This is a genomic window from Sphingomonas sp. HITSZ_GF, assembly GCF_029543155.1.
Taxonomy (GTDB): Bacteria; Pseudomonadota; Alphaproteobacteria; order Sphingomonadales; family Sphingomonadaceae; genus Sphingomonas.
In genome coordinates this window covers 427,046-449,264 of the sequence record NZ_JARQXA010000004.1, presented here as the reverse complement: position 1 = coordinate 449,264, position 22,219 = coordinate 427,046, and the positions used below count along the sequence as shown (strand labels likewise).

The 22,219-nt window shown below is 66.9% G+C and carries 18 protein-coding genes; 11 read left to right on the top strand and 7 right to left on the bottom strand.

The window, feature by feature from the left end:
* The first annotated feature begins 2 nt into the window (after positions 1–2).
* Positions 3–1,151, top strand: coding sequence for an aspartyl protease family protein (locus P6144_RS13910; protein ID WP_277768355.1), 1,149 nt, complete (start codon positions 3–5; stop codon positions 1,149–1,151).
* Here the strand turns inward: P6144_RS13910 and P6144_RS13905 are convergent.
* Complete coding sequence (locus tag P6144_RS13905) at positions 1,148–1,666, bottom strand: hypothetical protein (RefSeq protein WP_277768354.1); 519 nt, start codon at positions 1,664–1,666, stop codon at positions 1,148–1,150. The two genes, P6144_RS13910 and P6144_RS13905, sit on opposite strands and share 4 nt — an antisense overlap.
* A gap of 107 nt (positions 1,667–1,773) precedes the next feature.
* On the opposite strand from P6144_RS13905, the gene P6144_RS13900 reads away from it, so the two are divergent.
* The gene (locus P6144_RS13900; protein ID WP_277768353.1) at positions 1,774–2,661 is read left to right on the top strand and encodes an aspartyl protease family protein; all 888 of its coding nucleotides are present in this window, start codon (positions 1,774–1,776) and stop codon (positions 2,659–2,661) included.
* 113 nt (positions 2,662–2,774) lie between these two features.
* Here the strand turns inward: P6144_RS13900 and P6144_RS13895 are convergent, their stop codons facing one another.
* Positions 2,775–3,422 carry a glutathione S-transferase family protein gene (locus P6144_RS13895; protein ID WP_277768352.1) on the bottom strand — a complete coding sequence of 216 codons (648 nt, stop codon included), beginning with the start codon at positions 3,420–3,422 and terminating at the stop codon, positions 2,775–2,777.
* Positions 3,423–3,602: 180 nt separating this feature from the next.
* Complete coding sequence (locus P6144_RS13890; protein ID WP_277768351.1) at positions 3,603–3,812, bottom strand: hypothetical protein; 210 nt, start codon at positions 3,810–3,812, stop codon at positions 3,603–3,605.
* A gap of 30 nt (positions 3,813–3,842) precedes the next feature.
* Here P6144_RS13890 and P6144_RS13885 point away from each other — a divergent pair, with 30 nt between their 5' ends.
* Positions 3,843–4,664 carry a methyltransferase gene (locus tag P6144_RS13885; RefSeq protein WP_277768350.1) on the top strand — a complete coding sequence of 274 codons (822 nt, stop codon included), beginning with the start codon at positions 3,843–3,845 and terminating at the stop codon, positions 4,662–4,664.
* A 94-nt stretch (positions 4,665–4,758) separates the two neighbouring features.
* On the top strand, positions 4,759–5,769 hold the full coding sequence (locus P6144_RS13880; RefSeq protein ID WP_277768349.1) for a methyl-accepting chemotaxis protein: 1,011 nt from the start codon (positions 4,759–4,761) through the stop codon (positions 5,767–5,769).
* Between the two features lie 114 nt (positions 5,770–5,883).
* Here the strand turns inward: P6144_RS13880 and phaR are convergent, their stop codons facing one another.
* Positions 5,884–6,453, bottom strand: a complete 570-nt coding sequence (phaR, locus tag P6144_RS13875) for a polyhydroxyalkanoate synthesis repressor PhaR (RefSeq protein ID WP_277768348.1) — start codon at positions 6,451–6,453, stop codon at positions 5,884–5,886.
* A gap of 70 nt (positions 6,454–6,523) precedes the next feature.
* On the opposite strand from phaR, the gene P6144_RS13870 reads away from it, so the two are divergent.
* From P6144_RS13870 to P6144_RS13850, 5 genes are all read left to right on the top strand, one after another.
* Positions 6,524–7,549: an alpha/beta fold hydrolase gene (locus tag P6144_RS13870; protein WP_277768347.1), complete on the top strand. Its 1,026-nt coding sequence runs from the start codon at positions 6,524–6,526 to the stop codon at positions 7,547–7,549.
* A gap of 126 nt (positions 7,550–7,675) precedes the next feature.
* Positions 7,676–8,521, top strand: coding sequence for a hypothetical protein (locus P6144_RS13865; RefSeq protein WP_277768346.1), 846 nt, complete (start codon positions 7,676–7,678; stop codon positions 8,519–8,521).
* Between the two features lie 115 nt (positions 8,522–8,636).
* Complete coding sequence (locus tag P6144_RS13860; protein ID WP_277768345.1) at positions 8,637–9,818, top strand: acetyl-CoA C-acetyltransferase; 1,182 nt, start codon at positions 8,637–8,639, stop codon at positions 9,816–9,818.
* A gap of 257 nt (positions 9,819–10,075) precedes the next feature.
* On the top strand, positions 10,076–13,303 hold the full coding sequence (locus tag P6144_RS13855; protein WP_277768344.1) for a TonB-dependent receptor: 3,228 nt from the start codon (positions 10,076–10,078) through the stop codon (positions 13,301–13,303).
* A gap of 70 nt (positions 13,304–13,373) precedes the next feature.
* A complete protein-coding gene (locus P6144_RS13850; protein WP_277768343.1) occupies positions 13,374–14,363 on the top strand; it encodes a 2OG-Fe(II) oxygenase in 990 nt (329 codons plus the stop codon).
* Here P6144_RS13850 and P6144_RS13845 read toward each other — a convergent pair.
* Positions 14,360–15,376 carry an alanine racemase gene (locus P6144_RS13845; RefSeq protein ID WP_277768342.1) on the bottom strand — a complete coding sequence of 339 codons (1,017 nt, stop codon included), beginning with the start codon at positions 15,374–15,376 and terminating at the stop codon, positions 14,360–14,362. The genes P6144_RS13850 and P6144_RS13845 overlap by 4 nt on opposite strands.
* A gap of 328 nt (positions 15,377–15,704) precedes the next feature.
* On the opposite strand from P6144_RS13845, the gene P6144_RS13840 reads away from it, so the two are divergent.
* Positions 15,705–18,689, top strand: a complete 2,985-nt coding sequence (locus P6144_RS13840) for a TonB-dependent receptor (protein ID WP_277768341.1) — start codon at positions 15,705–15,707, stop codon at positions 18,687–18,689.
* Between the two features lie 77 nt (positions 18,690–18,766).
* Here P6144_RS13840 and P6144_RS13835 read toward each other — a convergent pair whose 3' ends face one another.
* Positions 18,767–20,356 (bottom strand): MFS transporter, encoded by a 1,590-nt coding sequence (locus tag P6144_RS13835; RefSeq protein ID WP_277768340.1) that lies wholly within the window; start codon positions 20,354–20,356, stop codon positions 18,767–18,769.
* Between the two features lie 60 nt (positions 20,357–20,416).
* Positions 20,417–21,679: an Nramp family divalent metal transporter gene (locus tag P6144_RS13830; RefSeq protein WP_277768339.1), complete on the bottom strand. Its 1,263-nt coding sequence runs from the start codon at positions 21,677–21,679 to the stop codon at positions 20,417–20,419.
* Between the two features lie 189 nt (positions 21,680–21,868).
* Between P6144_RS13830 and P6144_RS13825 the strand changes: the two genes are divergently transcribed.
* The gene (locus P6144_RS13825) at positions 21,869–22,171 is read left to right on the top strand and encodes a hypothetical protein (protein WP_277768338.1); all 303 of its coding nucleotides are present in this window, start codon (positions 21,869–21,871) and stop codon (positions 22,169–22,171) included.
* The last annotated feature ends 48 nt before the right edge of the window (positions 22,172–22,219 follow it).

The following is a 22,219-nucleotide window of genomic DNA, read 5'->3' as shown; positions in this document are numbered from 1 at the left end:
CAGTGCTGTCCCTTTTCCTGTCCCTGATGCTGGCCGCGGCCGCCGGCCCCGCCGGCGATCCGCCGCGCGACGGCATCACCCTCGCGCCCGACAGCGAGGCGCGCTGGATCGCCTTCGACCTGACGCCGTCGAACCAGATCCGCTTCGAGGCGGTGCTCAACGGCCGCCCGGTGCGCGCGGTGCTCGATACCGGGCTCACCAACACGCTCGCCACCACCGAATTCGCCGCCCGCGCCCGGCTGACGACCGGCCGCACCCAGCCCGCGCTGGCAATCGGCGGCGGCGTCCAGGTCGCCTGGGCGCCCGGCGGCACGCTGGTGATCGGCGGGCTCACCCGGCGCGGCGGGCGCATCGCGATCCCCGATGCGCCGGGCCAGGAGCGCTTCGGCGCCGACCTGCTGATCGGCAGCGACGTGCTGAGCTGCTGCGCGCTCGACATCGACTATGCCGTGCGCCGCTTCCGCATCCTGCCGAGCGGCCGCCTGCCCTTCACCGGGCGCACCGCGCCGCTCGCGCTCCAGCGCGGCAGCGAAGTGCCGGTCACCGAGATTCGCCTGGGCGGCGCCCGCCTGCGCCCGATGATCGTCGATACCGGCGACGGCGCAGCGGTCACGCTCAGCCGCACCGCCTGGACCAGCGCCAGATTCTCCGGCGCCACGCTCACCACTACGCTCGGCTGGGGGATCGGCGGTGCGCTGGTAAGCGAGGCGGCGGTGATCGGCGGATTCAATTTCGGCGGCGCCGCGCTGCCCGAGACCGAGCTGCGCATCGAAGGCGAAGGCGGCTATTCCGCCGCCGCGGGTGCCGCCGGCCGGATCGGCACCGGGCTGCTGCTCGGCTACCGCGTGCTGCTCGATCCCAAGGCGGGGCGCATGGTTCTCCAGCCCAATCCGGTCGCGCCTCCGGTGCTGCGCTCGACCAGCGGCCTGCTGCTCGGTGCCGAAGGCAGCCATCTGCGCGTGCTCCATGTCATGCGCGGTTCCCCCGCCGCCGAGACCGGCTGGCGCGAAGGCGAGACGATCTGCGCGGCGGACGGCGTTCCCGTTGCCGGCCGCCCGATCGAATGGAGCGCCGGGGCGCCGGGGCGTGTGGTGACGCTCACCCTGTGTAGCGGCAGCGTGCGCAAGCTGACGCTGCGGCGCTTCTACTAGACCCAGCCCGCGGCGGTTGCCGCCGCGCGAAACCCGCGCATCAGGCGCACCGCACCCCAGATCGCGCCGATCCCGACGAGCCACAGGATGAGGAACAATTGCCCGGCGCTGCCACGCATCTGCGCAGTCAGGCTGGTGCGCAGCGTCGTCACGCCGGAGGGATGCGCATAGCATTCGGTCCATTCCCCTCTCCAGAAGGACAGGGTGAATCGATCCGACCTGCGCACGGGCAGGGCAGCCGGACAATTCCAGTCGTTCGTGGAGACGGGGTAGATCGACGGGCCCTCGGGCGTTCCGGCCGGCGGCCGCGCAGGCAGACGGCCCGTCCGCTCCATTTCGGCCGCCGCCTGCTGGAACTGCGCGAAATAGCTGCGATCGGTTTCCGCCTGCGCAGCCAGGGCAAACGGCAGGAAGGTGCCAAGCAGGACGCAGGGGATCGCCGCCACGATCAGCAGCATCGCAGCGCAGGTGCGCGCCATCAGCGAGACAGGCCAGCGCTTCCGGGACTGCGTCATGCACAATTTGTATCGCAACCCTCGCGCCGTCGCCAGCGTGCAGCTTGAACCCTGCGTCAGCATGTGTATTATTTGAATAATACACGCCGGCTGTCGAGGATGATGCAATGACTTGGATGCTGGTGCAGGCCCTCGCTTCGATCGCGATGGCCGTGACAATGCCGGGCGCTGCCCCTCCGACGCCCTGCACGCTGGTCGACACCGCACCGACCGACGCCGTCGTCAGCCTGCCCTTCCGCATCGTCGACGGCCGCATCTATGTTGAGGTGCGGGTCAACGGCGCCGGGCCGTTCCGCTTCGCCGTCGATACCGGCGCGAGCGGCATGGGCCGGGCCGATGCCAGCCTGGCCGCGCAATTGAAGCTGCCGGTCACCGGCGCGACCACGACATCGGATGCAGTGGCGACTGCGCAGGTCGACACGGTGCGGCTGGCCTCGGTCGAACTCGGCGGACTGGTCCGGCGCGATCTGGACGTGATGACCCGCGACTATGCCGGCAAGATGGCGCCCGAGGCGGCGTTCGCCGGAATCCTCGGGCGCGAATTCTTCGCCGACGGGCTGCTGGTGATCGACTATCCCCGGCAGCGCCTGACCTTCACCCGCGGCAAGGGGCTCACGCAGGGAGCGCCAGGCGTGCTCGCCTATAGCCGTGCCTTCCGCGTGCCGGTGACGATCGGCGGCCTTGCGACGGAGGGCAATCTGGATACCGGCGCCAATGTGGCCTTCGTCCTGCCCAGGACATTGTTCGACCGGGTCGGCGGCGGGACGCTCGAGCAGGCGCGCGAAGGCACGCTGACCAACACGGTGGTGACGACCGCGAACGCCACGCTGCACGGCCCGTTCCGCATCGGGGGCGCCAGCCTGTCGGACGTCGAGGTCCGCGTGTCGGAGCGCTATCCCGAACTGCTCGTCGGCGCGCATGCGCTCCAGCATTTCGCGCTGCTCATCGATCAGCGATCGTCCAGCATCGCACTTTGTCCTGCGCCGGCGCGCTAGGCCCTGCCGCGTATCGACGTTCAGATTATTGAGGCGAGGCTCGTTCGCAAATGGTCCGTCAGTGAAATGACGGCGACGGCAGCCTGATCGTGAACGTCGATACGCGCCAGGGCCTATTCCGCCGCCGCCAGCGCCGCCACCCAGGCCTTGGTCGCGGCGCACGCATCCATCGCGCGCCTGTATCCCTCGCGGGCCGTGGTCCGTGCCAGATAGGCGCGCTCCGCATCGTTGAGCACGGCGCTTTTGGTCCGTTCGGCGAGCTGCAGCGCATAGGTGATCGAGATGTCCGCCGCGGTGAAATCCTCCCCCGCCATATAGGGCGCCCGCGCCAGCTGCCGTGCCACGATCCCGCGCCGGCTCTCGAACCAGTCGAGGCTGGCGCGCGCGCTCCAATTGTCCTTCTCGCCTTCCGGAGCGAGGATGCTGGTGGCGACGAAGACGAACAGGAAGGCCGCCATCCCCGCCTCCCCCAGATGGAGGAACTGCTGGTAGAGCGGAAAGGCCGGATCCGAAGGCGCCGGTGCCAGTGGCGAAGGGCCGTAGCGGGCGAGCAGATATTCGAGGATCGCGATCGATTCGACCATCACCACCTCGCCATCCTGCAGCGCCGGGATGAAGCCTGCCGGGTTGATGGCCAGGAACTCGGGGTCGTTCTCCACGCCGGCCAGCATGTCGACGGGCCGCAGCCGATAGGACAGCCCCAGCTCCTCGAGCAGCCAGGCGACCCGGAACCCCCTGCCCTCGCCCCAGACGGTGATCATCGCACGGCCTCCCTCGCGGACCAGTGGCGGAGACTAGTGCCTTCCTTCGTCATGCTGAACTTGTTTCAGCATCCAACCATCCATGAGCGATATCGCCGGAGGCGCGTTGGACCCTGAAACAAGTTCAGGGTGACGAAGCAACCGGGAGAAGACGCTTGCTCATCATCGAACGTGGCGGTTTCACCGCATGTTCAGCGCAACGCTCGCCAGGATCACCGCGGCGAGCATCGCCATCACCTGGATGAGCTGCCAGGGCATGAAGCCGACATCGTCCATGCGCTTGCGTTTGCGCCGGCGATGCTCGCCCAGCGCGCTGACGATCGCGATCACTGCCGCGCCCGCCGCGCCGAGCCACAATTGTAGTTGCATCGTCACAATAAACCCCCACATGCCGCAGCGTCATCTAGGGAGGGAATTCGCATGCGCCAGACCCTGAGCCTGTTGGCGGTGCTCACCACCGCCGTCGCCGTGGCCAGCGTCGCCGCCGGCGCCCCCCGCACCCAGCGCTCCGCCATTGCCGAAGCCGTCGCCGCGCCCAGCCGCACCCCCGCGAACGTCGCGCGCGACCCATATCGCCATCCCGTCGACACGCTCAGCTTCTTCGGCGTGAAGCCCGGCAACACCGTGGTCGAGATCTGGCCGGGCGGCGGCTGGTACACCGAGATCCTGGCGCCGCTCACCAAGGCGACGGGCACCTATTACGCCGCGGTCGGCCCCGATTTCCCCAATGGCGGCAAGGCGGTCGAGGCACTCAAGGCAAAGGACGCGGCGCTCTACGGCCATGCCCGGCTCGTCGCCTTCCCCGCCGAAGCCGGCCAGCCCAGGGTGCCGGACGGCAGCGCCGACATCGTCCTCACCTTCCGCAACGTCCATAACTGGCGGATGGGCTACAAGCGCGGCGACCAGGATTATTCGCCCGAGGCCTTCCGCCAGATGTTCGCGATGCTGAAAAAAGGCGGCACGCTGGGCATCGAGGATCATCGCCTGCCCGAGGGCGCAAGCGCCGAGCGCGAGAAGACCAGCGGCTATATCAAGGTATCCACCGTCCGCCGCCTGGCCGAACAGGCCGGCTTCGTCTTTGTCGGCGCCTCCGAAATCAACGCAAATCCGCGCGATTCCGCCGATTGGCCCGATGGCGTGTGGACCTTGCCGCCAAGCTACAAGCTAAAGGACGTCGATCGCGCCAAGTATTCGGCGATCGGCGAAAGTGACCGGATGACGCTCAAATTCCGGAAACCTTGAAATTATCGTACTAAACCGCGCATTAACCAGCATGTCCTATGCCTGACATGTGCCACGCCGTATTCGAACCCTTCTGTCGGTCCTCCGCGAGGAAGTGGACAGCTATGCCGCGACCAGCGAGGAGATCGCTGCGCGCACCAATTTGCTTGCGCTGAACGCTGCGATCGAGGCCGCCCGATCGGGCGAGGCCGGGCGCGGCTTCTCGGTCGTCGCCCAGGAGGTCAAGGCGCTGGCGCAACAGGCGCGCGGCGCCTCGATCGAATTCCGCTCCGAAGTGCGCGAGCGCCTCGCGATGGGCGCCGGCATTGCCGATGAGATGGTCAGCGAGATCGAGGGCACGAGGCTGGTCGAACTGGCCCAGGCGCTGATCCAGAACGTCACCCGCCATCTCTATGGCCGCAGCGTCGATCTGCGGCTGATGGCGTCGGACGCGGAGATCATCGCCGCGCTCACCGACCCCTCGCCCGAGACGATCGCCGCCGCCGATGCCAGGCTGGCGCTGCTCACCGCGACGTCGCCCTATTATCTCAACACCTTCCTCGCCAATAATGCGGGCCGGGTGATCGCTGCGTCGGATCCGCATGCGCGCGTGCGCGGCGTCGACCTCACCAGCGCGCCGCAATATCTCAACGCGATGCGCAGCCATCGCCGCGACGAGTGGTTCACCGACGAGGTGTGGCTCAATCCCTATTCGGATCACCGCGCGGTGCTCGTCTTCGTTACCGGCGTGCGCCCGCGCGGGCGCGACGGCCGGCCGCTCGGCGCCTTCTATGTCGAGTTCGACTGGGAAGGGCATATCCCGACGATCATCTCGGACAAGTCGCTGTTCGGCGAGCGCGACTGGGGGCGCACCAGCATCTCGATCGTCGACCAGGCCGACAAGATCATCGCCTCGTCCGCGGGCAAGCGCCACGGCGAGCATATCGCGCTGCCGCCCAATGCGGTGCGCGGCGCCGAAGTGCGCGGCGACAACACGATCGCCTTTGCCAGCGCCACCGACTATCACGGCTTCAACGGCCTGGGCCTGCGCTGCGTGATCGAGCAGAAGATGCCGACGCTGGAGGAAATCCGCGCCGCGCTGGGCGGGCTGCGCGGACGGGGCTGAGGCCCCAACCGCCCTCCCGAGCCACAGTCGTCATCCCGGCGAAAGCCGGGATCCCGTGCGGCTCCTTCCCCGCGCATTCGCCCGAGATCCCGGCTTTCGCCGGGATGACGAGAACTACTTCGCCAGCTTCTCGATCTTGTCCTGGAGCCGGGCGAGCTCGGCCTTCAGCGCCGAGACATCGTCCTCGCCCGAGGCGGGAGCCGGCGCCGGGCCCGCGGCCGGGGTACCGGCCATGCCGCTGCCCGGCTTGAACGCCTGCGTCGCCGCCTCGAAGATCTCCATGTTGCGCTTGGCCATCTCGGCGAAGGGCGAGTTGGCGAAGGCGCCCTCGACCGCCGACTTGAACTGCTGCTGGTTGCGGCGGAAGCTCTCCATCGAGGCCTCGAGATAGCCGGGCACCATCGCCTGCATCGAGTCGCCGTACAGCGCGATCAGCTGGCGCAGGAAGTTGACCGGCAGCATCGTCTGGCCGCGCTGTTCCTCTTCCATGATGATCTGGGTGAGGACATTGTGGGTGATGTCCTCCTCGGTCTTGGCATCGACGACCTTGAAGTCGCGGCCCTCGCGCGTCATCGCCGCCAGATGGTCGAGCGTGATATAGGACGAGGTTTCGGTGTTGTAGAGCCGCCGGTTCGCGTACTTCTTGATGATGACCGGACCGGTGCCTGCAGCGCTCTTTTTCATCTAGGGCCCCCGAGTGAGTGAAACATATCTATCATCGTTTCATTCCGCGGCGCAACACGGGCCGCGTCCATTGCCGCTGTTCCTTTCGCTGTTGCGCAGCGAAACTGCAACATCCCCTGAACGCAGGGTCGCCGCACTTGCGGGATTGAGGGCCTATCAGGAGGCGCAGCGCCCGCCGGAACGGGCGCCCAAGCCTGCCGTCGCCACTGCCGGCCGCGCCTCCTTGCGCGACTATGGCGGCAGCGGCCCGCCGGTCGTGTTCGTGCCCTCGCTGATCAACCCCCCCTTCATCCTCGACCTGGCGCCGGGCAACTCGCTGCTCGAGTGGCTGGCGACGCAGGGGCTTCGCCCGCTGCTCGTCGACTGGGGCACGCCGGGGCCGGAGGATCGCGACCAGGGGCTCGATCATCACATCACCGAATTGCTCCTGCCGCTGATCGATGCGCTGGGCGAGCCGCCGCTGCTCGCCGGCTATTGCCTGGGGGGCACGCTCGCCATGGCGGCCGCGTCGCTCCGCCCGGTGCGCGGGCTGGCGACGATTGCTGCACCGTGGCGATTCCGCCGCTACGGCGATTTCGCGCGCGCAGCGATTGCGGCGCAATGGGAGGCCGCCCAACCCGCCAGCGCCGCGCTCGGGCTGGTGCCGATGGAAGTGCTCCAGGCCGGCTTCTGGCAGCTCGATCCCGCCCGCACCGTCGCCAAGTTCGAGCGATTCGCCCGGATCGCGCCGGGCAGCGACCAGGCCGCCGCCTTCATCGCGCTCGAGGACTGGGCCAATGCCGGCGCGCCGCTCCCCTATGCCGCGGGCACGGAGATGTTCGAACGCTTCTTCCAGCACGATCGCCCCGGCGCCGGCCGCTGGTGGGTCGAGGGCACGCGCATCCTGCCCGGACGTCTCGCCTGCCCCGCGCTCGAGCTGCTCTCCACCACCGATCGCATCGTCCCCGCCGCCACCGCCGCGGGGCTGGCCGAGCGGCGGAGCATCGCGCTCGGCCATGTCGGCATGATCGTCGGCGGCCGCGCCCGCACGATGGTGTGGGAGCCGCTGCGCGACTGGCTCGCCGAAACGGACCAAATAAAAGCCGGTAGTCGTTGAACGAATAGGTCACCGCTGCGATAACCAAGACTTGGAAGAACTTGGGGGAGTTCTGAAATGAGTGACGAAAATCGCGAAGACGGGGTGGGAAGCGCCAATACCGGCGGGCAGAATTCGAACAAGCCGGTGAGCTGGTTCGAGCGCATCGTCGTGGTCTTCGCGCTCCTGACTGCCGTGGGCGTGATGATTTCGGCCGGGATGGGACTGTTCCAGTCCGCCGCGATAACCTCCTTCTTCGTCGGCGTGGCCGCGGCGACACTCACTTTTCACTTCCTCGGCGGCGTTGGTGACGCGGGCTGGAACACCCCCGGGGTCAAGCTTGGCGGCGCGGCCGCGGTTCTCGTCGCCGTCGGCGGTATCAGCTTCACCCAGCTGAAACCGGAGCTGGAGCGCCGCGATGTGCTTCTGGCCAAGGTTCAATCCCTGAAGGGCGTTGTCACGGAACGCGACAAGCGCATCGCAGCGCTCGAAACGCTGGCCAGCAACAACGTGCCCAAGGACAATGCAGCGCACTGGCTCGAAATCGTCCGCATCGCCACGCCGGGATCGGACCTCGGCAAGTCGCTGATCGAGATTCAGGAAAGCAGGCAGGGCCCGTGGCGCGAAGTCGTCGCGCCCGCCCAGACCGTGCAGATCAGCTTCCATCGCAAGACTGAGAAGGATGGCAAGCGGTGGTTTACCGCGTGCAGCGGCCTCGGCCTCGACAATGTCGACAGCCGGCGGATTCGCTTCGCAGTCAAGGACAGCGAGACCAGCGGCGAAACCGAACCGGTCGAAGCGATATCCGCCGGCACCCTGCCGGCGACCAATTGCGAGGGCGAGGATTCCAATCGCGTCCAGCTGAGCTGCGAGGCCGCGCTCGTCATGGTCCCCGAATTCGCGCAAGGCTGCACGCCCACCGGCGAAGTCAAATGGGCGGCCGGCAAGGACAAGCGCCGCTTCGTTGGCAGCGCCGAGATCCTGCGCCAATAATCCTGGCCTGCGCCGGCCACGCCCGCCTCGCGGCTGGGCGTGGCTGCGTCTGGCGTCTTGCCGCAGCGCACACTAGATAGCGCGCAACAAGACAAGACCATCGCAGGAGCCTCCCATGACCAGCCCGACCGACGTCGTCATCACCGCCGCCAAGCGCACCCCCGTGGGCAGCTTCCTCGGCGCCTTCGGCAGCACGCCCGCGCACGAGCTAGGCCGCGTCGCGATCGAGGCCGCGCTCGCGCAGGCAGGCGTGAAGGGCGAGGAAGTCAGCGAGGTCATCCTCGGCCAGGTGCTCACCGCGGCGCAGGGCCAGAACCCCGCCCGCCAGGCATCGATGGCCGCCGGCGTGCCCAAGGAAGTGCCGGCGTGGAGCGTGCAGCAGGTCTGCGGCTCGGGCCTGCGCGCCGTGGCGCTCGCCGCCCAGGCGATCCAGACCGGCGATTCGACGATCGTCGTCGCCGGCGGGCAGGAGAGCATGTCGCTCGCCAACCACGCCCAGGCGCTGCGTGCGGGTGCGAAGATGGGCGACGTCGCGCTGGTCGACACGATGATCAAGGACGGCCTGACCGACGTGTTCAACGGCTATCACATGGGCATCACCGCCGAGAACCTGGCCGAGCAATATCAGGTCACCCGCGCCGAGCAGGACGAATTCGCCGTCGCGTCGCAGAACAAGGCCGAGGCCGCGCGCGCCGCCGGCCGTTTCAAGGATGAGATCGCCCCGGTCACCATCAAGGGTCGCAAGGGCGACACGATCGTCGCCGACGACGAATATATCCGCGCGGGCGCCACGCTCGACAGCGTTTCGGGCCTGCGCCCCGCGTTCAAGAAGGACGGCACCGTCACTGCCGCCAACGCATCGGGCCTCAACGACGGCGCCGCCGCACTGGTGGTGATGAGCCGTGCCGAGGCCGAGAAGCGCGGATCGCCGATCCTCGCCACGATTCGCAGCTGGGCAACTGCGGGCGTCGATCCCTCGGTCATGGGCATCGGCCCGGTGCCGGCCTCGAAGAAGGCGCTGGAAAAGGCCGGCTGGAGCATCGCCGACCTGAACCTGATCGAGGCCAATGAGGCGTTCGCCGCCCAGGCGCTGTCGGTCGGCAAGGAGCTGGGCTGGGACGCGAGCAAGGTCAACGTCAATGGCGGCGCGATCGCCATCGGCCATCCGATCGGCGCCAGCGGCGCCCGCGTGCTCACCACGCTGATCTACGAGATGGCCAAGCGCGATGCGAAGAAGGGCCTCGCCACGCTGTGCATCGGCGGCGGCATGGGAATCGCGATGTGCGTGGAGCGCTGAGGCGCTCCCCATATTGCGGGCCGCCAACGAGATGTTACGAAATGTTTCTGGAATAGGCTGCTTTAGCGTTATACTCCAATAAACCACATTCTGAAAGTTACCCTAATCGGCCGCTATTTGTAATTCACCATGCGTTGCAGTCTCTTTTCTGCAACACAGTCGACATAATTGCGCAGTGCAATGTTTCAGCCTCTTGCAGTGCAGAAACATGTCCGGCTCTTTGTGCTCTTCGGGCATCCCGCCTGAAGGGGCACATAATGAAACTCTCGCATCTGTTGAGCGCGACCGCGCTCGCCGGCTCCGCGCTATTCGTTCCTGCGCTTGCATTCGCGCAGTCGAGCGATGGCGCGGACAGCACCGCCACCGCACCGAAGGACGATCAGGAGCAGATCGTCGTCACGGGCTCGCGCATCCGCCGTCCGAACATCGATTCGCCGGTTCCGGTCACCTCGATCTCGGGTGAGCAGTTCTTCCAGCAAGGCCAGAACAACATCGGCGACACGCTGAACGATCTGCCGCAGCTGCGCAGCACCTTCGCCCAGCAGAATCCCGGCCTGGGCATCGGCATCGCCGGCCTGAGCCTGCTCGATCTGCGCGGCCTGGGCACGCAGCGCACCCTGGTGCTGGTCAACGGCCGCCGCCACGTGCCGGCCGACATCCTCAACAACGCGGTCTCGCCGGACATCAGCTCGATCTCGGCCGACCTGATCGAGCGCGTCGAGATCGTCACCGGCGGCAACTCGGCCATCTACGGCTCGGACGCCATCGCCGGCGTCGTCAACTTCATCCTGCGCAAGGACTTCGAGGGCGCCCAGGTGCGCGGCCAGGCCGGCCTCGTGCAGGACGGCTATGGCGGCAACCAGCTGATCTCGGGCATCGTCGGCAAGAACTTCGCCGATGGCCGCGGCAACATCACCGTCCAGGCCGATTATTCGCGCGCTGACCGCGTCTTCGCGTCGGACGTCCCGGCCTTCATCCGCAACGACGGCTTCGGCGTCATCGATTCGGATGGCGGCACCGGCATCGTGAACGGCGGGGACGGCTATCCGGACCGCGCGCTCTTCCAGGACTTCCGCAGCACCACCATCCACTATAACGGCCTGGTCCCGATCAACCAGCGCAACGCCGTCGGCGGCGCCTGCGGCAATGCGACCACCGCCAACAATGGCGGCCCGAACAGCCTCGGCGTGGCCTTCAGCTGCACCTACATCTTCAACGATGCCGGCCGTCTCGTGCAGCAGACCGGCACCCGCTTCGGCACCGGCATCAACAGCTCGATCATCGGCGGCAACGGCCAGACCGGCCGCGAGGGCAAGACGCTCTCGGTCCTGCCGTTCAACGAGCACTACAACGCCAACCTGCTCGCGCACTATGAAGTCGCGCCCGAGCTGGAGCTGTTCGTCGAAGCCAAGTGGAACCGCGTGAACACGGTGGGCAACAATGCCGGCCCGTCGTTCATCCAGGGCACCCAGTCGCAGTTCGACTATCGCGAGCGCACCCGCCTCGACAACCCGTACCTGAACTCGGCGGACCGCACGACGCTGGCCAATGCACTGATCGCCTCGGGCTGCCGCAGCGACCTGCAGACCACCTGCCCGGCCGCCGGCAACCTGACCGCGGCGGACATCACCGCGATCAACAACGGCAGCTACCGCTTCGTGCTCGCCCGCAACCTGCTCGATGTCGGCCTGCGCGACGAGCATTTCTCGCGCGACACCTGGCGCGTGGTCAGCGGCATCCGCGGCACGTTCAACAGCGACTGGAACTACGAACTGTCGCTGAACTACGGCAAGTTCCGCGAACAGATCACCACCGAAGGCTATATCGATCGCCAGCGCTTCATGCTCGCGATGGACGCCGGCCTCGATCCGGCGACCAACACGATCAAGTGCCGCTCGCAGTATGACGCCGCATCGGCCCTGCCGATCCAGCGCACCGACTCGGTCTCGCTCGCCATCGCGGCGCGCAACGCCGCCCGCCTGGCTGCCGACATCGCGGCCTGCAAGCCGTACAATCCGTTCGGCCATGCCGACAACAGCGCCTCGGTCGCCTATTTCAGCCGTCCCGCGATCAACCGCTCGGGCCTCGAGCAGCTCGTCGTGTCGGGCTTCGTCTCGGGTGACCTGAGCCAGCTGTTCGAGCTGCCGGGCGGCCCGGTCGGCTTCGCGATCGGCGGCGAATATCGCCAGGAAAAGGCGTTCTACTATCAGGATCCGTTCGTCACCGACGGCTTCACCAACGGCGTCTCGATCCCATCGTTCACGCCGGATCCCTTCCAGGTGAAGGAAGCGTACGGCGAGCTCAATGTGCCGCTGCTCAAGGACGTGCCGTTCTTCAACGAACTGACGCTCTCGGGCGCGGGCCGCGTCGCCCAGTATCAGGGCGATGTGGGCACGGTTTGGGCTTATAATGCGGGTGCCGTCTGGGCTCCGATCCCGGACATCCGCTTCCGCGCCAACTATGGTCACTCGGTCCGTGCGCCGAACGTCTCGGAAACCGCCTTCCCGCTGGTTCCGAACTTCGCGCCCGGCTTCGTCGATCCCTGCCAGCCCGGCAGCCGCGGCACCGGTATCCGCAACACGAACTGCCAGGCGGATCTCGGCGGGCTGCTCAGCAACCTGACCGACATCACCCAGTCGCTCGGCATCGTCAGCGGCTCGAACCCGAACCTTCAGGCCGAGACTTCGAACTCGCTGACGGTCGGCGCCGTGCTGCAGCCGCGCTTCATCCGGGGCCTCAGCCTCACGGCCGATTACTACCAGATCAAGGTGAACGGCATCATCACCTCGCTCAGCGCGCAGGCGATCGTGAACAGCTGCTATGACTCGGCTTCGCTGAACAACGTGTTCTGCGCGCAGTTCTCGCGCAACCGCGGCACGACCAACGGCCCGAATGGCGAAGTGCCGGGCCGCATCCTGTTCAACACGCTGATCTCGGCGCCGCTGAACTTCGCCAGCCGCCAGCGCCGCGGCATCGACGTCAATCTCGAGTATCGCGCCAACATCGGTGACGTGAAGCTCGGGACGAGCGTGATCTATGTGCACGTCCTGAAGAACAGCAACTATCAGGATCCGACCAACCCGAGCTTCGAGACCCGCAACCTCGGCCAGCTCGGCGATCCGAAGGACGAGTTCCGCTGGGATCTGAACCTCGGGACCGGGCCGTTCACCTTCGGCTACAACATGCACTATATCGGCCCGATGCTGCTGACCGCGTACAGCGACCTGTACTCGATCAACGGCATTGCCCCGGCGAACGTCGACTATGCCGACACGCTGAAGTATCCGGAGGTGTTCTACCACGCCATCCGCTTCGACTTCGACATCGGCAAGGACGGCAGCCGTCAGAAGTTCAACTTCTACGGCGGCGTGGACAACCTGCTCAACACCCAGCCGCCGCTCGGTTCGACGGCGACGGGCACGGGCAGCGCGATCTACTCGTTCCGTGGCCGCACCTTCTATGCAGGTTTCAAGGCCAAGTTCTGATCTTTCGGAATAACTGCTAATCGGGGGGCGAGGGGAAACCTTCGCCCCCTATTTTTTGCGCGAGGCTGGCTTGGATCCGATCACCGCAGCACAGGCGAAGCTGGCCCAGGGCGATGCGGCGGGCGCCACTGCCCTGCTCGCAGCGGCAGGCGATGCCGGCAATGCCGAGGCGCTGGCCGAGCTGGCGATCTGGCACATCGGGGGCAGATATGTCGCGCGCGACCTGCCCGCTGCCCGCGCATTGCTGCGCCGCGCCGCCACGATCGGTCATGTCGATGCCGCGCTGATGGAGATCGCGCTCACCGCCAATGGCAGCGGCGCCCCTGCCGACTGGCCGGCCGCGCTCGCGCTGCTCCGCCGCGCCGCGACTACCGATCCACTTGCTGCGCAACATCTCGAGCTGCTCGGCAAGATGGCGATCACCCCGCAGGGCGAGCCCGCCCGGCTGCCGGCGCCGCTGGTGCTGCACCGGGATCCGCTGGTCCAGCGCTTCCCCGGCTTCTGCACCCCGATCGAATGTGCGCACATCGCCTCTGTCGCCGCGCCGTCGCTGCAGCCGGCCACCGTGTTCGATCCGGCGAGCGGCCGGATGATCGCGCATCCGATCCGCGCGTCGGACAATGCGCCGATCGGCCCCACCCAGGAATCGCTGGTCGTCCAGGCGATCAACCGCCGCATCGCCGCCGCCACCGGCACCGTCGTCGCGCAGGGTGAGCCGCTGACGGTGCTGCGCTATGGCCCGGGCCAGCAGTACAAGCTCCATCTCGACACGCTGCCCGGCCAGGGCAACCAGCGCATCCGCACGGCGATCCTCTACATCAACCACAATTTCGCGGGCGGCGAGACGGTCTTCCCCGATCTCGGCCTCAAGGTCGCGCCGCAGATGGGCGACCTGCTCGCCTTCGACAATGTCGATGCCGCGGGCGCGCCGCATCCGCGCAGCCGCCATGCCGGACTGCCGGTGGCGAGCGGCACCAAATGGATCGCCACCCGCTGGATCCGCGCCGCGCCGACCAGCGCCTGGGCGCTGTCCGACGAAGCGCGCGCCGCCTCGTCCTAGGCCCAGATCCGGTCGTAGCGCGGCCCGAGCCCGGTCAGCAGCTCATATTGCGAGAGCCCGCTCAGCGCCGCGGTCTCGGGCAACTTATAGGACATCGCCACCCAGTCGCCTTCGCGAAGCGCGGGCAGCGCGGTCACGTCGATCGCGGTCAGGTCCATCGAGACGCGGCCGATCAGCGGCAGCGTCACGCCTTCTGCCGTCGCGAGACCCTTGTCCGAGAAGCAGCGCAGATAGCCATCGGCATAGCCAAGGTTGAGGATCGCCACTTCGCTGTCGACCGGCGCGGTCCAGATCGCGTTATAGCCCACCGTGTCGCCTGCGCGCACCCGGCGGCGCTGGAGGATCTGCGCCTCGGGCGTGGCGACCTGGCGGATCGCGTCATGCCCGGTGCGCTGCCAACCACCATAGAGCGCGATGCCCGGCCGGGTCAGGTCGAAATGATAGTCGGCACCGAGCGCGATGCCCGCCGAATTGGCCAGGCTCATCCGCTTTGCCTGCGTCCGGCCCCTGAGCGCACCGAAATCGGCAAGCTGGCGCGCGTTGAGCGGCACGTCCTCGTCGGCGGAAACGAGGTGGCTGAGCAGCGTCTCGATCGCCAGCCCGTCGAGCAGGCCCGCGCCGATCTCTTCCACCGACACGCCCAGCCGGTTCATCCCGGTATCGACCATCACGTCGCACACCCGCCCCGTCGGCTTCCAGCGCGCGACCTGCTCCGCAGTGCTCAGAACCGGTCGCGCGAAGGGCGCATCGAGCGGGTCCTCGGCGCGCAGCCCGTGCAGCACCGAGACGGTCAGTCCCAGATCGGTGAGCGCCGCCGCCTCGGCCCAGGTCGCGACGAAGAAATCGCGGCACCCCGCCCCGGCCAGCCGCCGCGCCACTTCGCGTGCGCCCAGCCCATAGCCATTCGCCTTGATCGCCGCACCGCACGCGGCGCTGCCGCTGAGCTTCGCCAGGTGCCGCCAGTTGGAGGTGAGCGCGGCACTATCCAGCCGCAAGCGCAGGGGAGCAGTCATGCGACGCGACTAGCCGCCCCTGCGCCGCCGCGCCACCTTCTCGTTCGATTCGGACATTTGCGGGCAGGAGCCGGCGGCTGACGACAACAAATGAACGATAAGACTTTCGTCGCAAATTTCGTCGCATATTGGTTGTTATGCCATTCCCCTTGGCAAAATAAGAGGCCAGCGGAGCTGAAATCCTACTATACCTGAAATCTATAGTCGCATAATCGCAACATTGTCGAAATCATTAGGAGGCATGCGAAGCATTTCCTTTGTGTTTCCGCCAATTGTTTAAATGATCCCCCTTCGAGCATTCACGCTCTTGGGGGTATATTTAGTGAAAATGGAATCTTTGCTGGGCGCCACGGCGCTCATGGGGACGCTGTTGCTCGTCCCCGCCGTTGCCTCGGCGCAGACGGCTCCGGCCGCCACCGACGCCAATCAGGAACCGACGGCCGTCGGTGAAACCGAAAGCGCCGAAGAGGGGCAGGACGCGATCACCGTCACCGGCTCGCGCATCCGCGGCCGCTTCACGGGCGCCGATCCGGTGACCACCATCACGCGCGACGATGCGACGGCAGCCGGCTACAGCACCACCACCGACCTGTTGCAGAGCAATGCGGTCACCAACGGCACCGCGCAGATCAACAACGCCTATGGCGGCTTTGTCACCGCCGGCGGCCCGGGCGCCAACACCCTGTCGCTGCGCGGCCTCGGCACCTCGCGTACGCTGATCCTGCTCAACGGCCGCCGCATGGCGCCGTCGGGCTCGCGTGGCGCGGTCGGCTCGGCCGATCTCAATTCGCTTCCGAACGCCATGGTCGAACGGGTGGAAATCCTGAACGCCGGTTCGTCGTCGATCTACGGTTCGGACGCGATCGCGGGCGTGGTCAACGTGATCACCCGCAAGGGCATCAACGGGATCGAGCTCAACGCCGAAACCACCTCGCCGCAGGTCGGCGCCGGCGTGCAGAAGCGTGTCGCGCTGATGTTCGGCACCAAGGGCGAGCGCTTCTCGGTCGATGGCTCGCTCGAATATTACAAGCGCGACGGGCTCACCCTGGGCGATCGCGACTTCACCCGCTGTTCGACCGGCCAGCGTCTGAACGGCACCGGCGGCGGCATGGGCAGCGGCGACTTCATCGATCCGGCGACCGGGAAGCCGAAGTGCTACGGCCTTGCCAACGGCACCGGCGACAACGGCGTGACCGTCAACACGATCGGCCTGCCGACCGTCAAGGGCAACATGGTAGCGCTCGGTGCGGGGGTGCCTGCGGGCTATACCGGCGACTGCAATCGCTTCCGCCCGAATCCGGCGGTGACCACCGGCGCCTATCCGGGCTATGAGTGCGTCGGCGGCGGCACGATCTCGCTCGACGTGCGCGATACCTTCCCGAAGTCGATCCTCAACAACTCGCTGATCTCGGGAACCGAGAACTACAACGCGTATGCGAGCGCGGCCTACAAGCTCGAAGCGCTGGGCGATGCGGAAGTCTATGGCGAATTCCTCGCCACGCGGCGCAATTCCAGCCAGACCAGCAACCGCCAGCTGTCGCTGGACTATAACCAGGGCAGCCTGTTGCTGCCGGCGGCGCTGCGCAATCTGAACTTCGGCAACTGCGCGGTGGCGAGCTTCCCGACCTGCATCGCCGGTACGCCGATCGCCGCGCGGGCCTTCATCGATTTCGGCAACTACACCAACACCCAGACTTCGGACTTCGTGAAGGCCGGAGGCGGCATTCGCGGCAACTTGCCAGCGAATTTCCGCTACGACGCCTATGCCAGCAAGTCATGGTCGGATTCGTCCTACACCACGCCGGTCGTGCTTACCGACCGCTTGGCGCAGAGCCTCGACGTCGTCGCTTCGGGCAGCGGCTTCGCTTGCCGCAACACCACGGGCGGCTGCGTCGCCGCACCGGCGCTCAGTGCATCGGTGATCGGCGGCACGCTTCCGAGCGACTGGCGCAATTACATCGCTCCCGAAGTCACCGGCACGACCAAGTTCCGCGAGACTACCTTCGCGTTCAACGTCGACGGCCCGCTGTTCAAGTTGCCTGGTGGCGACGCGCAGATCGCGGTCGGCTTCGAGCATCGCACGCAGAGCATCGACGATACGCCGCCGAACGACAGCCAGCGCGGCAACCTGCTCAACACCACTTCGGCGACGGCCACGCGGGGCAACGACAGCGTCAACGAAGTCTATGGCGAGCTCGAGCTGCCGATCCTGCGCGATACCTTCGTGCATGACCTGACGCTCACCGGTTCGGCGCGCTACACCGATTATCGCTCCTATGGCAGCAACACGACCTGGAAGGTGGGCGGTGCGTTCGCCCCGACCAAGTGGCTGATGTTCCGCGGCAGCTACGGCACGTCGTTCCGCGCGCCGCAGCTGTTCGAACAGTATCTGGGCGCGACTTCGGGCTTCCAGAACGCTGCGAACGATATCTGCGGCAACCTGACCACGGCTTCAAACCCCAACCGCGTGCGCAACTGCGCTGCAGACGGGATCGGGCTTGGCTTCACGCAGAACGCGGGCATCACGGTCCTGCAGCGTGGTGGCGCGGAATCGGGCCTGACCTCGGAAACCTCGACCAATCTCAACCTGGGCGGTGTGCTCACGCCGCGCTTCGGTGACGTACAGACCTCGTTCTCGGTCGATTACTACGATCTTACCGTGAACAATGGCGTTGCCCAGCTGGGTTATGCGACGATCATGGCACAGTGCTATGACTCGGTGGAATTCCGCGCGCTCGCGGTATGCGGCCTGGTCAAGCGTAACGGCACTGCACTGCAGATCACCACGGGCTATGTGAACATCTCGAAGTCGTACCTCCAGGGGCTCGACTACAACGCCCGCGTCTCCTTCCCGCTCGCGGGCGGCAAGATGACGCTCAACGGCCAGGTATCGCATTTCCTGCGGCGCCATTCGCAGCAATTGCCGACCGATCCGATCGTCGATCTGATCGGCAAGATCATCAACAACTCGAACGCCTTTCCGCGCTTCACCGGCACGTTCGACGCGACCTATGCGATCGACAAGTTCAGCGTGCACTACAGCGCGGAATGGACCGACAGCACCGATACCAACGCCTATTACGGCGCCGGCCCTACCTACAATTTCTCGACGCCGGACTATTGGCTGCACACCATCTCGGCGACCTATCGCACGGATCAGGTCCGCTTCACGCTGGGCGTGCGCAACCTGTTCGACACGGAGCCGCCCGTCACCTCGTCGGGTGCCTATAACCGCGTCGGCAGCGCGCCGCTCTATGCCGGGTTCGACTATGTCGGCCGCCAGTTCTTCGCGAGCACGGCGGTTCGCTTCTGATCGCTTCGGGGGCTTCGGCCCCCGGGCAACCGGAAACCAGAGGGAAGGGCCGGCAACCGCAAGGTCGCCGGCCTTTTCTATGCGTGCTTCTTACGGACGGGTGCCGTCTCTTGCAGGCCGAACGCCGTGACCAGCAGCGCCATCGCCACTACCGCGATCGTGTACCACAGCCCGGCATAGGGATCGCCGGTGCGCGCGACGATGTACTGGCTGATGAAGGGCAGGAAGCCGCCGAAATAGCCGGTGCCCAGATGATAGGGGATCGACATCGAGGAATAGCGGATCCGGCTGGGGAACATCTCGCTGAGCAGCGCCGCCACCGGGCCATAGGTCGCCCCCGCCAGCGCCATCAGCCCCAGCATCGCCAGCACGATCACGGCGATATTGCGCGGCGAAGGCACCGCCGGCGCCAGGTCATAGCCTGCCCCCGCCAGCGCCGCGTCGAGCCCGGCCGGCCCGATATCCTCGACCGGAACGCCGCCGATCGTCACCACCACCGCATCGGCGCGCTGCGTCTTGTACGCGACGCCCTTCTTGGAAAGCTGGTCGAGCACCTGGCCGCAGGCATCCAACTGCTTCGCGGCGAAGGGATCAAATTTGCAATTGGGCCCGCGCACGACCACCGGCGCGTGGCGGGCGGACTGGGCCAGCCCCGGATTGGCCGCGCCGCCGATCACCCAGAACAGCGGGAAGAGCAGCACCAGCGTCAGCGCATAGCCGATCACGATCGGCATCTTGCGCCCCACCTTGTCGGAGAGATGGCCGAACAGCACGAAGAAGCTGCACCCGACCAGCGCCACGCCGCCGCAGATCAGCTGCGCGGTGGTCGGATCCATCCGCATCGGCCCGGTGAGGAACGACAGCACCGAGAACATCGAGGTGTACCAGATCACCGTCAGCCCGGCCGCGATGCCGAACAGCGCGACGAACAGCCGCGGCAGATTGCCCGGATAGGTGAAGCTCTCGACGAAGGGGTTGCTCGCCGTCTCGCCGGCTTCCTTGATCGCCTTGAACACCGGGCTCTCGGAAAGCTTCAGGCGCATCCACAGCGACACCGCGAGCAGCAGGATCGAGAAGAGGAACGGCAGCCGCCAGCCCCAGGCCGCCCAGGTCTCCGCCGCCATCGGCGCCTTGAAGGCGAGCACCACCGCCAGGCTCAGGATGAAGCCGCCGACCACGCTCGCCTGGATGAAGCTGGTGTGGAAGCCCGCGCGCCCGCCCGGCGAATGCTCGGCGACATAGATCGCCGCGCCGCCATATTCGCCGCCCAGCGCCAGCCCTTGCGCCACCCGCATGATCAGGATCAGCACCGGCGCCGCCGCGCCGATCGCGGCATAGCTCGGCACCAGCCCGATCCCCGCGGTCGCCAGGCCCATCACGGTGATGGTGACGAGGAAGGTGTATTTCCGCCCCATCCGGTCGCCGAGATAGCCGAACAGCACCGCGCCGAGCGGGCGGAAGCCGAAGCCGACGGCAAAGGCGGCCCAGGCGAGCAGGCTGGCGAGCACGTCATTGCCCGCCGGGAAGAAGGTGTGCTGCAGGATGCCGGTGGCGGTCAGCGTGCCCCAGATGAAGAAGTCATACCATTCGAAGATGGTGCCCAGCGACGATGCGCCGATCACCAGCCGGATATCCTTGCCCGTCGGCTCGCCTGCGCCGTCTGCCATCTGCCCCTCGCATGCTTTTCCGCGAAGCTTAGCGGCTTGGCAGGGCGCGGCAAGCTAGCCTTAGCGCCACACCAGCATCGCCACCGCCGCTGCGCCCATCACGAGGGTCGCTGCCCAGCCGAACAGCAGCAACGGGCCGCGGATGCGGAATTCGCCCATCACCTGGCGCCGCGTCGCGATGATCATCATCACCGCCATGATCGGCACCGCGGCAAAGCCGTTGACCACCGCGCTCCAGAACAGCGCCTGCATCGGCGGAATGCCCGACCAGTCGAGCACGATGCCCAGCAGGATGGCGAGCGCGATCACGCCGTAGAAGCCCGGCGCCTCCGCCACCTTGTGCTCCAGCCCGCAGCGCCAGCCCCGCGCGTTGCTCACCGCGAAGCCGGCCGATCCCGCCAGCACCGGCACCGCGAGCAGCCCGGTGCCGATGATGCCGATCGCGAACAGCGCGAAGGCGAAATCGCCGGCCACCGGCTTCAGTGCCTCGGCGGCATCGGCGGCAGTGTTGATTTCGGTTACGCCCTGGACGTGCAGCGTCGCGGCGGCGGCAACCATGATCGCCAGCGCAATCAGGTTGGAAAAGGCCATGCCGACGAACGTGTCGATCCGCATCCGCCTGATCTCGCGCGGCGCCTGTTCGGGCGCTTCGGTCAACGGCTTGGCTTCGTCGTCGTCCTCGATCTCCTCGACTTCCTGGGCGGTCTGCCAGAAGAAGAGATAGGGGCTGATCGTGGTGCCGAAGATCGCGACCACGGTGGCAATCGCCTGCGGGCCGCTCAGGCTGGGCACCACCAGCCCGCGCCCCGCCGCCGCCCAGTCGACCTGCACCACCAGCACCACCGCGACATAGGCGAACAGCGACAGCGTCAGCCATTTCAGCACCCGCGCATAGCGGTGATACGGCACGAAGGCCTGGAGTAGCAGGCTGAACAGCGCGAACACGATGGTGAACCAGTGATCGCCCCAGCCGGCGACGAGTTGCGCCGCATCGCCCATCGCCGCGATGTCCGCGCCGATGTTGATCGTGTTGGCGAGGAAAAGCACGGTGACCAGCAGCGTCAGCAGCCAGTTCGGCAGCAGCTCGCGCATGTTGTGCGCCAGGCCCTGCCCGGTCACCCGCCCGATATGCGCGCTCACCAGCTGCACCGCCGACATCAGCGGATAGGTGAGCACCATCGTCCACATCAGCCCGTAGCCGAACTGGGCGCCGGCCTGCGAATAAGTGGCGATGCCGCTGGGATCGTCGTCCGCCGCGCCGGTGATCAGGCCGGGGCCAAGCTGCTTCGCGACCGAAGTCTTTTCCTTGCGGCTTTCGGTCATGCAGGCTCCGGCATCGGGGTCGAACGCGCCAACGTTAGTCGATGCCGAGCGATCCGCAATCAACCTGGGTTATGCGCCACGGGCTGCACCGATCCGGTTGCAATGCCGATTGCGCCGGCAGGGTGGACGCGGGAGCTTGCCGCCGGCCGCACCAGCGGGGGGCGGCCTGGCAAAAAGGGGGGAAATCACATGCCCGGAGACAATCCGAATTTTCCGATAGCAACCTGCGCGACAAGCTGGTTCGACAGCAGCCACGCGCTGCACATCCGCGTCTATTCGAGCGATGGCTACACGATCAGCGAGCGCTGCAACGACGGCAATGGCTGGGTCGCCGGTGCCAGCTTCCCGGGGTCGCAGGCCTCGGTCACGACCTGGGCGGATTCGGCCGGGCAGCATCTGCGGCTCTACGTCACCGGCGGCGACACCACGGTCGAATATTGCGCCGATCCCGGCACCTCGGGCTGGACCAAGGGCAGCTACACCCAGCCCTGATCCGGCGATTTCCGTTCCCCGGGAAGGCCGGGGAACGGAAATCGCGAT